This window comes from Streptomyces sp. NPDC049627, from assembly GCF_044465645.1.
Taxonomy (GTDB): domain Bacteria; phylum Actinomycetota; class Actinomycetes; order Streptomycetales; family Streptomycetaceae; genus Streptomyces.
The window spans coordinates 71,287-84,563 of record NZ_JBITLW010000016.1; the positions used below are offsets into that span (position 1 = coordinate 71,287).

The following is a 13,277-nucleotide window of genomic DNA, read 5'->3' on the forward strand; positions in this document are numbered from 1 at the left end:
GAGAGCGCTGAAGCTCACACGCCGGCTCTGATGAGGAGTAAGAACCCGAAATGACCAGTCAGTCCACCCTGCAGTCCGTGCCTGCCCTGGGGACGCGCCCGGCCTCCGGCTCCAACCCGAGCCGCGCCGAGACCCGGGAGCAGCTCTCCAAGGCGTCGTACGACCTTCTCGTGATCGGCGGCGGCATCCTGGGCATCTCCACCGCCTGGCACGCCGCGCAGTCCGGCCTCAGGGTGGCTCTGGTCGACGCCGGCGACTTCGCCGGCGCCACCTCGTCCGCCTCCTCCAAGCTGCTCCACGGCGGTCTGCGCTATCTGCAGACCGGCGCGGTGAAGCTGGTGGCGGAGAACCACTTCGAGCGCCGTGCGGTGTCTCGCCAGGTGGCCCCCCACCTGGCGAACCCGCTCACGTTCTACCTCCCCGTGTACAAGGGCGGGCCGCACGGCGCTGCGAAGCTCGGAGCGGGTGTCTTCGCCTACTCCGCACTGTCCGCGTTCGGTGACGGCGTCGGCCACCTCCTGTCCCCCGCGAAGGCGGCGCAGGACGTGCCCGAGCTGCGCACCGAGAACCTCAAGGCCGTGGCCGTGTACGGCGACGACCAGATGAACGACGCGCGCATGGCGCTGATGACGGTCCGCGCGGCCGTCGAGGCGGGCGCGGTCGTGCTCAACCACGCCGAGGTCACCGGCCTGCGCTTCACCAAGGGCCGGGTGACCGGCGCGGACCTCAGGGACCGCCTGTCCGGTGACGAGTTCGGCGTGAACGCCCGGCTCGTGCTGAACGCGACCGGTCCCTGGGTCGACCACCTGCGCAAGATGGAGGACCCGAACGCCGCGCCGTCGATCCGCCTGTCGAAGGGCGCGCACCTGGTCCTGAAGCGCACCTCCCCCTGGAAGGCCGCGCTCGCGACCCCGATCGACAAGTACCGCATCACCTTCGCCCTGCCCTGGGAGGACATGCTCCTGCTGGGCACCACGGACGAGGAGTTCGAGGGCGACCCGGCGGACGTCGCGGTCAACGACAAGGACATAGCCCAGATCCTGGACGAGGCCGCGTTCTCGATCCGGGACCAGCAGCTCAGCCGTGACCTCATCACCTACGCCTTCGCCGGTCTGCGTGTGCTGCCGGGCGGCCCCGGTGACACGGCCAAGGCCAAGCGCGAGACGGTCGTGACCGAGGGCAAGGGCGGCATGCTGTCCGTCGCGGGCGGCAAGTGGACCACCTTCCGGCACATCGGCCGTACGGTCATGCAGAAGCTGGAGTCGCTGCCGGGCGCCCCGCTGGGCGACGACTTCGAGCCGATCTCCTCGCTGCCGAAGAAGCTGCCGCTGCCGGGCATCGCCAACCCGCGCGCGGTCGCCCACCGGCTGCTGACCGACCGTCCGGCGCCGGGTCCGCGCATGGCGGCGGACACCGCGAAGCACCTGGCGACCCACTACGGCTCCCTGGCCTTCGACATCGCCCGCATCGCCAACGAGAACCCGGAGCTGGGCGAGCGCGTCCACCCGGACGCCCCGGAGATCTGGGCCCAGGTCGTCTACGCCCGGGACAACGAGTGGGCCGAGACGCAGGACGACGTGCTGCGCCGCCGTACGACGCTGACGATCCGGGGTCTGGCCACGGACGACATCCGCGCCAAGGTGCAGGACCTGCTCGACAAGAAGTGACCTCGAACGGCGCCGGGGGAGAAATCCGCCGGATGAGGCTCCCCCGGCGCCGGGTCCGGCCACTCCCCTGACCGGGCCGGACCACCCGAGGGCGGCCCCTTCCGCACCGGGGCCGGCCACCACGAAAGGGGCGGCTCCCCGCCGATTGGAGCCGCCCCTTTCGCGTGCGCGCTTGCTCCCCGCGCTGCGGGCGGCCTCCGGCCGGGGACGCCGACACTCAGGCGGCCTGGGCGGGAGTGCCCCTGCAGCGGAGGTATCGGACGGTGCCCTGCGAGGGCCGCCCCCGTGCCCCGCACCAAGTGGCCTAGCAGCTGCTGGAGTTGGAGCCGACGCAGCGATGAGCGGGTGTACGGCGGGGTCTCCAGGCGCACACCCCCTCAAGCACGCGATCATGCCCCGAGGAGCCGGCGTCACCCCTGCCGCGCGCTCGCCGACCGCAGCACCGTCGTGGTGGGGCACTCGACGGTGTACGACGCCGCCGGACTGCCGGCGCTGCTCGCCGAGCGGGACGGTGAACTCGTAGGCCTGCTCACGTACTCGCTCGCCGAGGATGCCGAGGACGGCCTGGAGGTCGTCACCATCGACGCCGCGGAGACGGCCCACCGGATGTGGCTCGTCACCACGAACGACAACCTGGACGCCATGCGCTTCCCACCAGCGCCGCGGGATGCAGATCGTCGGCGTCCGGGCGGGCGCGGTGGACGAGGCCCGAGCCCTCAAGCCGTCGATCCCCGTGACGGGTGCGGACGGCATCCCGCTGCACGACGAGCCGACCCTCGACCTGCGCCTGTGATCAGGCCTGCCTGGGCAGCAGCGTCTCGCCCAGTCGCCGCCAGTGCGGCATCGCGGAGCCGCCCGGCTGTGTGCCGATGACCTGGACGGCGACATGGTCGGCGCCCGCCGCGACATGGGCGCGGAGCTTGTCCGTCACCGTGTCCACATCGCCCCAGAACACGAGGTCGTCCACGAGCCGGTCACTGCCGCCGTGCGCGATCTCGTCGTCGGTGTAGCCGAGGCGGCGGAACTTGGCGATGTTGTAGGGGGTGTTGAGGTACGGGTGCAGGTGCGCGCGTGCCGTCGCACGGGCCCGGTCGGGGTCCGGTTCGAAGAGCACCGCGTGCTCGACGCCGAGGAACGCGTCAGGGCCGAGGATGTCCCTGGCCTGGGCGGTGTGGGCCGTGTTGACGTGGTAGGTGTGGGCGCCGGCGGAGCGGTCCCGGGCGAGGGCCAGCATCTTGGGGCCGTACGCGGCCAGGATGCGGCGTGCCGGGGTCTGCGGCGCGGGGATGGCGGACTCCTTGGCGAGGGCGTCCAGTTCGTCGAGGTATCCGGCCATGGCGGCCAGGGGTTTGACGCCCTGTCGCTTGCCGCCGAATCCCAGGCCCAGGACATGCCGTCCGGGGTAGGCGTCGGCCAGCAGGACGCTCGCGGCGTGGGTCGCTCCCGCCTCACGCGACCAGATCTGCGCGATGCCGTTGACCACGTGCAGGCGCTCGGTGCAGGAGAGCAGATGGCCGGCCTGCGTGAGCGCCTCACGCCCGCCCACCTCGGGGAACCACACCGCCCGCCATCCCCGCTGCTCCAGTTCCTGGACGGAGTCACGCACCTGCGCGGCCGGCTGGTGCTCGAAGTCGAAGGTGTAGATGCCGAAGGTCCCCAGGTTCATCATGCATCGAAATATCGCAGATTCTCGATATGAAATGCAACAGAGCCACCCCGCGGTTCTCGATGTTTTCTCACTGCTAGAGAGTCCGGCCGAGCCGGGCGACCAGCTCGGCGATGCGCTCCTCGTCCCGCTTGTAGTGGGTCCACTTGCCCACCCGCGTCGCCCGCACCAGACCCGCCCGCTGCAGTTCGGCCATGTACGCCGACACCGTCGACTGGGCCAGCCCGGCCTTGGCCTGGATGTGGCTCACACAGACCCCGACCTCGGCCGGGTCCGCGATCGCCTCGTACTGCGAGAAGTGCCGCTCGGGCTCGCGCAGCCACACCAGCAGCTGCAGGCGCACCGGGTTGGCCAGCGCCTTCAGGGCGCCGACCAGATCCGTATCCGGTGAGGTCGCAGCGTCGGTCATGGGTTCGGAGTATAGGTCGGTGAGCTCCATGGGGCCGGGCCCCCTCGACGAAGAGGCGGTGATCGCCGATCGGGGAGCACTCCGGCGAACAGGCCCCATAATGTGGCCTGATACATCCGATCTCTGAACGACAGGGAGGCCGGTCATGGCCGTCACCGACGAGGCGATCGAGAAGATCAAGGACATGATCGTCTCCGGTGCGCTACGGCCCGGCGACCGGCTCCCGAAGGAGAGCGAGCTGGCCGCCGAGCTCGGACTGTCCCGCAACTCCCTGCGGGAGGCCGTGCGGGCCCTGGCACTGATCCGGATCCTGGACGTACGGCAGGGCGACGGCACCTACGTCACGAGCCTCGACCCGCAGCTGCTGCTGGAGGCGCTGAGCTTCGTCGTCGACTTCCACCGCGACGACACGGTGCTGGAGTTCCTCGCCGTGCGCCGCATCCTGGAGCCGGCCGCCACGGCGATGGCCGCGGCACGCATCAGCGAGCAGCAACTGGACGCGCTGGCGAACCAGTTGGACAAGCTCGGCAACGATCCGTCGGTGGAGGAACTCGTCGCCAGCGACCTGGAGTTCCACCGGGGCATCGTGCAGAGCTCCGGGAACTCCGTGCTGTGCTCGCTCCTCGACGGGCTCTCGGGGCCGACGACGCGGGCACGTATCTGGCGGGGGCTGACCCAGGAGGACGCGGTCAGCCGGACCCTGCACGAGCACCGGGCGATCCTGGACGCCCTGCGGGACCGGGACGCGGAGGCGGCGCGGTCGTGGGCGACGGTGCACATCGCGAGCGTGGAGCAGTGGCTGCGGTCGACGTTGTGACCCACCGTCCATGTGCGGTGACTTACGGTTCGCTGTCGGCGAGTCTGTGCTGCAGCTCGATGTGGCGGAACTGGTAGACGGCACCGGTGCGGCGCAGGACCCCGCGGTCGTGGGCGTCGGCGAGGAAGGCCATGAGGTCGAGCGGCAGCTTGGCGCGCAGGACCAGGTAGCAGCGGGCGACGGCGTACTCGCTCCAGGCGGCCTGCCGGATACCCGTCGCCAGCCCGGTCAGCAGGGCCGGGATCAGTCCCACGACGTAGAGCCAGAGGTAGTCGCCGGCGGCGTCCCCGCCCCAGGCACGCGTCGAGCCCCAGAGCTTGGCGAGTGAGCCCTGTACGCCGATCATCGCGGCGCCGAGCACCACCGCGGTGAGGACGCAGCTACCGAGGACCCGCCGGTCGTTGCTCAGGAGCGCCCGGCCGTCCACCGAGGTGCCGAGGTCGACGGGGACCATCCGCAGGCCGTGCACGAGCAGGCAGGCCACCGCGAACACCGCGGCCACCTGCTCGGCGGCCCAGAGCGCTTCGAACGGGTCGGGCGGCGCGATGTACTCCTGGCGCGCGCCGCCCGAGAGCACGTCCGCGAGCAGTCCCTCGGCGAGGATGCCACTGCCCAGCAGGATTCCGCCCGACAGCCCCATCAGGACTCCCCGATGACTCCAGCGCCAGCGGAGCCGGGCGACCGGCCGGGCGGGGTCGCGGCCCATGCCGTCCGCGCGGATGGCGCCGGCGACCACACCGTAGAAGAGGGCGCAGACGGTTCCGCAGGCGTTGTGGAAGGCCGGCACATACAGGGCCGCGGCGGTGACTCCCGTCAGGACGGCCCGTCCGTCCCAGTCGGCCGGCCGCAGGAAGCTCGGCCGGCAGCCGAAGGCGAATCCGGAGACGATGACACCGACCAGGGCCAGCACACCCGCGTCGGCCAGCCGGTTGAGCACCAGTTCGGCGGTCGGCTGCGGAGCGGCGGCAGCCACGCACAGCACGGTGGTGGCCACGCCGGCCGCGAGACCGCCCACCAGTCCGCCGCACAGTCCCGCCGCGGCCACCCCGAGTCCGCCGCGCTCCTCCCAGTTCGGGTCCGACAGGGGGTTCGGAGCGAAGTGGTCGCGCAGTTCCATGGTCACGCCCTCGGCCAGCCAGCCGAGAACGCCCAGCAGCACCCCGGCCAGCACCCGCGGCAACGCGGGCGGAACGGCGTGGTGCACCTTCCACCACGCCACCTCCGCCGCCCCGTCGAGCCCTCTCTCCATGTGCCGCGCCAGAAACCGCAGCGCGCGCCGCGCCTGTCCCGTCGGCCACCGGCAGGGCCGACGCGGGTGGGGCCGGTACGCGGCCTCCACGAACGCGTCCAGCAGATGGTGCTCGACCGCGGTCCGCGTGGGGCACCGCACGAGTTCCCCGGGATCAGGAAGCTCCCCCTCCCCCGGCCGCGGGTTGTACACGGACCGGGCGAGCGACACCATCAGCGGGCTGCTGAGCGCCCGCGCCACCGGTGCGTCCGTGCCCAGCACCGCGACGACCGAAGTCCAGCGCTCCGCCGCGGGCGTACCGGCCCCGCCCGCGTCCCGCAGCAGATAGTCGGCCACGTCGTCGGCGCCCAGCGGCTCCAGCCGGATGCCCGCCATCCCGGACAGCCGGGCCGGCACTCCGGTCCGCGGACGCAGCGCCGCCCGGTACTCCGCGGGCCGGCTCGACAGCACCAGTCCGCAGCCGTACGGCAGCGCCTCACCGATCCGGTGCAGGGCCAACCCGGCCGTGTCGGCGGGCAGTTCGTCGAAGCCGTCGAGCACGGGCAGCACCAGCCGCCGGTCCAGCAGCATCCCGGCGAGCGTCGCCTCCCCGTACTCGCCGGGCGCAGCGGCCCCCAGCTCGGTGTAGTCCTGCACCAGCTTGCGTTCCATCCAGTCCCGCAGGTCCACGGCCGCCGGGTCCCAGGAGGCCAGCGGAAACAGCACCGGCACCGGATCGCCCGCCGCGCGCCCCTCGATCAGCGCCAGTACCAGGCGGACGAGCAGCAGTGTCTTGCCCGAACCGGGGTCTCCCAGCACCAGCAGCCGCCGCCCGGGCACCCGCTCGGCGAAGACGGCGCCGATCTCCCCGTCCCGCCCGCCCAGCCCCTCCGTCACCTCGGCCAGGTCGGGATCGGCGCCCCGCCACCCGACCGGCAACGGATACGGATCCGCCAGCCGCCGCACCTGTGCCTCCGCCTCCCACTGCCGCCGTACGGCGACGGCGAGCCGGTCGGCGACGACGCCGGGGTCCGTCGGCGCGGACGCCGCCTCGACGCGGTCCGCCCGATACGCGCTCCAGGCCAGATACGCACCCGCGAGGGTCGGCGGCAGCGCGGCCACGACGGCCGCCGGGTCCTCGACCCGCGGCGCGACCAGCAGCGCCCCTGCGATCCCCACGCCGAGGAGCATCAGATACACGATCCCGACCCGACGCACACGCGACCTGGGGGCAACTCCGTTCACCCGACGAAGAGTTCCGCACCGGCACGGCGTCCGGCGGCCGATCCGCGGACCTCCACACGAGTGGGTGATGGCGCCCGACCTGCACCGACACATCGGCTTTCGTCGGACATCGGATCTCTACCGGGGTGTTCCGGGGTGGCGAACGGGGCAGTGATCCGTTCACTCCCCCGTGCGAGGGGGCTGCGGGCGCCCCCGCCGCACGCCGTAAGGTTGGGTGGTCAGGCGAGGGCACGTCGGAAGGAGGCACTGGGTGATCGAGCTCGAGGGGGTTCCCGAGCTGATCGACCCGGTCATGGTGGCCGCGTTCGAGGGCTGGAACGATGCCGGCGACGCCGCCTCCACCGCGGTCGCGCATCTGGACAGGGAGTGGAAGGGCGAGGTGTTCGCGGCGCTGGACGCCGAGGACTACTACGACTTCCAGGTGAACCGCCCCACGGTGTGGATGGACGACGGAGTGCGCAAGATCACGTGGCCGACGACAAGGTTGTCCGTCGTCCGCGTCGGCGGCGAGAAGCCGCGCGATCTCGTACTCGTCCGAGGCATCGAACCGTCCATGCGGTGGCGCTCGTTCTGCAACGAGCTGCTCGGCTTCGCGCACGAACTGGGCGTGGAGCTGGTGGTCATCCTGGGTGCCCTGCTCGGCGACACCCCGCACACGCGTCCGGTCCCCATCAGCGGGACCACGTCCGACACGGACCTGGCCCGCCGGATGGATCTGGAGGAGACCAAGTACGAGGGCCCGACGGGCATCGTCGGCGTCCTGCAGGAGGCGTGCACGCACGCGGGCGTGCCGGCGGTGTCGCTGTGGGCCGCCGTACCGCACTACGTGTCGCAGCCGCCCAACCCGAAGGCGACGCTGGCCCTGCTCAACCGGCTGGAGGACCTGATCGACGTGCGCATCCCGCTGGGCGAGCTGCCCGAGGACGCGCGTGCCTGGCAGGTCGGCGTGGACCAGCTGGCCGCCGAGGACAGCGAGGTCGCGGAGTACGTGCAGACGCTGGAGGAGGCCCGGGACACCGCGGAGCTGCCGGAGGCGTCGGGTGAGGCGATCGCCCGCGAGTTCGAGCGGTATCTGCGCCGGCGCGACGGCGCCGGACCGTCGGCCGAGGACCGTACGCGTCCGCCGATGCCCCCGAAGCCGGGCGGCAAGGACGACGACGAGGACTCCTCGGAGGACTGAGGCTCTCGCAGCCGGGCGGAGGGCGGTGCGCTGTGCTGCGCACCGCCCTCCGCCGTCCCCGCGCAGGAGTGGTCACGCGGGCACGGAGATCACGTCGTACGGCGTCTGCGGCGTCGGCGTCGTGGTGAAGCGCGCGTTGGGCAGGTAGAGCCGGCCCCGGTATGCGGCGACCGTGGTCGGCACGTCGAAGAGCGGGTCGGTGATACGGCGCCGGAAGACGCCGCTGCGGCCGTCGGCGGCGAGCCGGAACACGTCGATCGCGTTCTGCCGGTTCTGGACGACGTACAGCGTCCGGCCGGTCAGCAGCAGGCCGTCGCCGTTGGTGAGCGGGGCGGCGTCGCCGAGATCGACGCGCTGGGTGACGCCGGTGCGCGGGTTGACGCGGTGCAGGCCGCCGACCCCGGACTGCACGACGAGGAGGGCCGAGCCGTCGGGGGTGCGGGTGATGCCGTTGGCGTTGACGACCTCGCCGGGGACCTGGCTCCAGTCGCCGCTCAGCGTGATCCGTACGACGTTCTCGGCGTCCGGCAGTTCGCCGTGCCGGCCGAGGGGCAGGGCGTACAGCGCGGGCTGGTAGGAGTCGGTGAACCAGGCCGTGCGCGGGGTCAGGAACACGTCGTTGGCGAAGGTCGGGGCCGCGGTGGTGAGGACGTACGAGGCGAGGATCCTGCCGGTGCGGGCGTCCACGACGCGGGCGCCCTGGCCGCCTCCGGCGACGAACAGGCGTCCTAGGTGGTCGAGTTTGAGGCCGACCGAGGGGGTGCCGGGCCCGGCGGAGATGACCGAGCCCTCGCCGGTGCGCAGGTCGGCGCGGTAGATCGAGCCGTCGCCGAGGGAGCCGAGGTAGGCGTGGGGTCCGCCGCCGATGGTGATGCCCTCCGGGCGGAAGCCGTTCGGGAGAGGGATCACGGCGGGCTGGGTCTGTTCGGCCCTCTCGGCCCGCTCGGCTCTGTCGGCTCTGTCGGTCCTTTCGGCCGCCGTGGCGGAGGCGCCGGCGGCTCCGGCGAGTACGGCACCCGCGGTGGCGGCGCCGGCCGTGAGGAGGCTGCGGCGGGTGAGGTGCGGTGCGAAGGAGCGGTGTTCGAGGGCCACGGTGCGTCCTTCCGCGGACAGGACCGGGCCGGCGGATCGGGCCGACGGCGGGTCCAACGGTCAGCTGACTCGTCCACCCCACCACACGCCGACCGCCCCCGCAGCCAGAGAGAGCCCCTCGACAGCACCTGGACAGCATCTGGCCCGATTGTGGCGTGACATCTCTTTCAGGCCGGATTGCACACGTTGCCCAATTCAACTTGTTTCCAAACCGAGTTGGCGAAATAAGTCTGGACGGACCGGTCCGGGCGTGCTTGGTTGTTCCACCGAAGGCGCGCCGCACCACCCGCACTTGGTACCCGCAGGACCGAAGGGAGCGGCAGACGATGAGCGAGCAGGCACAGCCGGCGCAGGGTCCGGGAGCGTCCGGGCCGGGGCCCGACGGAGCGGGATTCACCTATCGAGGAGCCGAGCAGGAACTGATCGTCGTCGCCCGTCCCGAGGCCCGGCTGCGGGCCCAGGCCGAGGGCGTCCGGTCGGTGGCGGGCGCCGATGTGTCGGCGCTCAACATGTTCCTCACGGACGAACAGCTCGCGCTGGAGCCGCTGTTCGGCAGCGAGGAGCGGCTCCAGCAGGCCACCGTCGCCCAGGACGTGCCCGACCTCGCGCTGTTCTACCGGGTGCGCGGCGGGGAGAGCCGCGCCGAGCAACTGCGCGCGCGCATCGCCGCGTTGCCGGGGATCGACACGGCGTATGTGAAGCCGGGCGCGGTGCCGGCCTCGCTCGGGCAGGTCGGTGAGGACGGGCGCCTGAAGGAGGGTGCGCCGGTCACGCCCGACTACAGCGGCCGGCAGGGCTATCTGCGGCCCGCGCCGGAGGGCGTCGACGCGTACTGGGCCTGGCAGCGGCCGGGCGGCTCCGGGCAGGGCGTGACGGTGATCGACGTGGAGGGCTCCTGGCAGCTGGGCCACGAGGACCTGGCCGCCAAGCTGGCCGGTGTCGTCGTCGGCACGCCGATGGCCGACCTCGCCTGGCGCAACCACGGCACCGCCGTGATCGGCGTGATCGGCGGCGACCACAACGAGTACGGCGTCACCGGCATCGTGCCGGAGACGGTGACCGCGGCCGCGTCCTTCCAGGGCATCGGCACGGCGGCCGCGATCCACGCGGCGGCCGACCGGCTGAGCCCCGGCGACATCGTGCTGATCGAACTGCACCGCCCGGGGCCCCGGTTCGAGTACGCCGAGCGCGACGACCAGCGCGGCTACATCCCGCTCGAGTGGTGGCCGGACGACCTCGCCGCCGTCCGCTACGCCACCTCCAAGGGCATCCTGGTCGTTGCCGCCGCGGGCAACGGCGCCGAGTCGCTCGACGACGCCGTCTACGAGCGCCGCCCCGACGAATTCCCCGAGTCGTGGCGCAACCCGTTCAATCCCTCCAACCCGCCCTCGGGCGCGGTCCTGGTCGGCGCGGGCGCCCCGCCGCCCGGCACGCACGGCCGCGACCACGGCCCGGACCGCTCACGGCTCGCGTTCTCCAACTACGGCGCCCGGGTGGACGCCCAGGGCTGGGGACGCGAGGTGACGACGACGGGCGGCTTCTGGGACCGGCCCGGCGACCTTCAGGGCGGGCCCGAGGAGATCGCCTGGTACACCGACACGTTCTCGGGGACGTCGTCCGCCTCCCCGGTCGTGGTCGGCGCCCTGGCCGCGCTGCAGGGCATGCTCAAGGCGGCGGGCCAGGAGCCGATGTCCCCGGAACGCGCCCGCACGGTGCTGCGGGCGACGGGCTCCCCGCAGCAGGACGCGCCGGGCCGGCCCGCCTCCCAGCGGATCGGCAACCGGCCCGACATCAAGGCGGCGGTCACGTATCTGGTGCCGCAGGCGGTCGGCTCGGGCAAAGCCGAGCGCTACTGGGACGAGCTGCTGCCGTATCCGCGTGAACTCCCGCCCCGGCTCCGGCTGTTCGTGGCCGGCGCGTGGCGCAACCTCAATCATCCGTCTCCCGAGATCCGCCAGGCGGTCCACACCGCCTTCGCGGGGGGACGGCCCGATGTCCGAGTGTGGTTCTCGGACGACGAGATCGTCGGCCTGGTGATCACCGGCTGACGCAGCCCATCCCATCAAGGCAAGCCCATCACATCAAGGGAAGGTGACACCCGCATGAGCACCACCCCGCAGATGAGTCACATGGGACAACAGCAGGGCCAGCAGTACCCCAGCACGTCGCCGTACCAGCAGCAGCCGTTCGGGCAGCAGCAGGGCTACGGCCAGCAGGGCCTCGGCCAGCAGCAGCCGTACGGCATGAGCGGCTCGCTGGAGCAGCTCCAGCAGCTCGGCCAGCAGCAGCCGTTCCAGCAGCTGCTGCAGCAGCTGGGCCAGCCTTTCGGTACCCAGCAGCAGGACCAGCAGGCGCAGCAGGCCGAGCAGCAGATGCAACAGCAGCTGCAGCAGGTCACGCTTGCGGCGGTTCAGCAGGTCGTCCAGCAGGTGCAGGCCCAGGCCCTCGCCTCCGGTGTGGCGAACGGCTTCGTCGACGTCGTCCACCCGCTCCAGGGGCAGCCGAACCAGATCTTCCTGCGCATCAACAACCAGTTCCGGGTGCTCAACAACCCGAACCCGCAGATCCACCAGCAGATCCAGCAGGCCTTCGCGTTCGGCCACCAGGTGATCGGCATCTGGGACACCCAGTCGCCGAGCGTCCTGCGCAGCGTACGGATCCAGCGGATCTGACCGGCACCTGAACCAGAGGGGCGCTTCCACCCGGCGGGGGAAGCGCCCCTCTCTCATGCTCCGGTCGCTACAGGGCGACACCCAACAGGGCGTCCACGGCCCGCGATACGACACCGGGGGCGCCCGTGTCCGTACCGCCCGTCTCCTCCTGCACGGCGACCCAGCGGTCGACCGCCGCGAGCGCGGCCGGGGCGTCCAGGTCGTTCGCGAGGGCGTCGCGGATCTCCTCGACCAGCGCCTCGGCCGACGGCCCGTCGGGCCGGGACACCGCGGCACGCCAGCGGCCGAGGCGGGCGACGGCGTCCTCGAGGACCTGGTCGGTCCACTCCCAGTCGGCCCGGTAGTGGTGGGCGAGGAGGGCCAGCCGGATGGCGGCCGGGTCGACGCCCTCGCGCCGCAGCTGCGACACGAAGACCAGGTTCCCCTTGGACTTGGACATCTTCTCGCCGTGCAGGGCGACCATGCCGGCGTGCACGTAGGCCTTGGCCATGGGGAACTCGCCGGTGAGCACCTGGGCGTGCGAGGCGCCCATCTCGTGGTGCGGGAAGGCGAGGTCGGAGCCGCCGCCCTGGACGTCGAAGGTCATGCCGAGGTGGTCGAGGGCGATGGCGACGCACTCGATGTGCCAGCCGGGCCGGCCGCGTCCGAGCGAGGCGCCGTCCCAGCTGGGCTCGCCGGGCCGGGCGGCCATCCAGAGCATCGGGTCGAGCGGGTTCTTCTTGCCGGGCCGGTCGGGGTCGCCGCCGCGCTCGGCGGACAGCAGCCGCATGGCGGCGGCGTCGAGGTTCGAGACCTTGCCGAAGTTCGGGTCGGACTCGACGGAGAAGTAGATGTCGCCTTCGAGTTCGTAGGCGGCGCCGGCGTCCCGCAGCCGCTCGACGAGCGGCACGATCCCGGGTATCGCCTCCACCGCGCCGATGTAGTGCTGCGGGGGCAGCATGCGCAGGGCGGTCATGTCCTCGCGGAAGAGCGCGGTCTCCTTCTCGGCGAGGGCGACCCAGTCGATGCTGTCCCGCTCGGCGCGTTCCAGGAGCGGATCGTCGACGTCGGTGACGTTCTGGACGTAGTGGACCTGCCGCTTGGTGTCGAGCCACACGCGCTGAACCAGGTCGAACGCGTTGTAGGTCGCCGCGTGACCCATGTGGGTCGCGTCGTACGGCGTGATGCCGCAGACGTAGATACGGGCGACGGGACCGGGGTCAAGAGAGACCAGACCGCCGGTCGCGGTGTCGTGGATCCTCAGGTCGCGGCCCTGACCAGGCAGGGCGGGGACCTCAGAAGCGGGCCAGGCATACATGTCA

General features: G+C 72.1%; 12 protein-coding genes. 6 read left to right on the forward strand and 6 right to left on the reverse strand.

Annotation, left to right across the window (positions count from 1 at the left end):
• The first annotated feature begins 50 nt into the window (after positions 1 to 50).
• Positions 51 to 1,667 (forward strand): FAD-dependent oxidoreductase, encoded by a 1,617-nt coding sequence (locus ACIBU0_RS36255; RefSeq protein ID WP_398827229.1) that lies wholly within the window; start codon positions 51 to 53, stop codon positions 1,665 to 1,667.
• A gap of 410 nt (positions 1,668 to 2,077) precedes the next feature.
• Here ACIBU0_RS36255 and ACIBU0_RS36260 read toward each other — a convergent pair whose 3' ends face one another.
• On the reverse strand, positions 2,078 to 2,311 hold the full coding sequence (locus ACIBU0_RS36260; RefSeq protein ID WP_398827231.1) for a hypothetical protein: 234 nt from the start codon (positions 2,309 to 2,311) through the stop codon (positions 2,078 to 2,080).
• A 23-nt stretch (positions 2,312 to 2,334) separates the two neighbouring features.
• On the opposite strand from ACIBU0_RS36260, the gene ACIBU0_RS36265 reads away from it, so the two are divergent.
• Positions 2,335 to 2,460 carry a hypothetical protein gene (locus ACIBU0_RS36265; protein ID WP_398827233.1) on the forward strand — a complete coding sequence of 42 codons (126 nt, stop codon included), beginning with the start codon at positions 2,335 to 2,337 and terminating at the stop codon, positions 2,458 to 2,460.
• On the opposite strand, the gene ACIBU0_RS36270 is transcribed toward ACIBU0_RS36265, so the two are convergent.
• Both ACIBU0_RS36270 and ACIBU0_RS36275 read right to left on the reverse strand, forming a co-directional pair.
• Complete coding sequence (locus tag ACIBU0_RS36270; RefSeq protein ID WP_398827235.1) at positions 2,461 to 3,336, reverse strand: TIGR03620 family F420-dependent LLM class oxidoreductase; 876 nt, start codon at positions 3,334 to 3,336, stop codon at positions 2,461 to 2,463. It abuts the gene before it with no gap.
• 73 nt (positions 3,337 to 3,409) lie between these two features.
• The gene (locus ACIBU0_RS36275) at positions 3,410 to 3,742 is read right to left on the reverse strand and encodes an ArsR/SmtB family transcription factor (protein WP_398827237.1); all 333 of its coding nucleotides are present in this window, start codon (positions 3,740 to 3,742) and stop codon (positions 3,410 to 3,412) included.
• A 145-nt stretch (positions 3,743 to 3,887) separates the two neighbouring features.
• Here ACIBU0_RS36275 and ACIBU0_RS36280 point away from each other — a divergent pair, with 145 nt between their 5' ends.
• Positions 3,888 to 4,559 (forward strand): FadR/GntR family transcriptional regulator, encoded by a 672-nt coding sequence (locus tag ACIBU0_RS36280; RefSeq protein ID WP_398827239.1) that lies wholly within the window; start codon positions 3,888 to 3,890, stop codon positions 4,557 to 4,559.
• Between the two features lie 22 nt (positions 4,560 to 4,581).
• On the opposite strand, the gene ACIBU0_RS36285 is transcribed toward ACIBU0_RS36280, so the two are convergent.
• Positions 4,582 to 6,978 (reverse strand): NACHT domain-containing protein, encoded by a 2,397-nt coding sequence (locus ACIBU0_RS36285; protein WP_398827558.1) that lies wholly within the window; start codon positions 6,976 to 6,978, stop codon positions 4,582 to 4,584.
• A 304-nt stretch (positions 6,979 to 7,282) separates the two neighbouring features.
• Here ACIBU0_RS36285 and ACIBU0_RS36290 point away from each other — a divergent pair, with 304 nt between their 5' ends.
• Positions 7,283 to 8,212, forward strand: coding sequence for a PAC2 family protein (locus tag ACIBU0_RS36290; RefSeq protein ID WP_398827241.1), 930 nt, complete (start codon positions 7,283 to 7,285; stop codon positions 8,210 to 8,212).
• A 72-nt stretch (positions 8,213 to 8,284) separates the two neighbouring features.
• On the opposite strand, the gene ACIBU0_RS36295 is transcribed toward ACIBU0_RS36290, so the two are convergent.
• Positions 8,285 to 9,304 (reverse strand): SMP-30/gluconolactonase/LRE family protein, encoded by a 1,020-nt coding sequence (locus ACIBU0_RS36295; RefSeq protein WP_398827243.1) that lies wholly within the window; start codon positions 9,302 to 9,304, stop codon positions 8,285 to 8,287.
• Positions 9,305 to 9,630: 326 nt separating this feature from the next.
• On the opposite strand from ACIBU0_RS36295, the gene ACIBU0_RS36300 reads away from it, so the two are divergent.
• Entirely contained in the window at positions 9,631 to 11,352 is a 1,722-nt protein-coding gene (locus tag ACIBU0_RS36300; protein WP_398827245.1) for a S8 family peptidase, read from the forward strand.
• A gap of 54 nt (positions 11,353 to 11,406) precedes the next feature.
• A complete protein-coding gene (locus ACIBU0_RS36305; RefSeq protein ID WP_398827247.1) occupies positions 11,407 to 11,976 on the forward strand; it encodes a hypothetical protein in 570 nt (189 codons plus the stop codon).
• Positions 11,977 to 12,043: 67 nt separating this feature from the next.
• Here ACIBU0_RS36305 and mshC read toward each other — a convergent pair whose 3' ends face one another.
• On the reverse strand, positions 12,044 to 13,273 hold the full coding sequence (gene mshC, locus ACIBU0_RS36310; RefSeq protein ID WP_398827249.1) for a cysteine--1-D-myo-inosityl 2-amino-2-deoxy-alpha-D-glucopyranoside ligase: 1,230 nt from the start codon (positions 13,271 to 13,273) through the stop codon (positions 12,044 to 12,046).
• Positions 13,274 to 13,277: the final 4 nt, after the last annotated feature.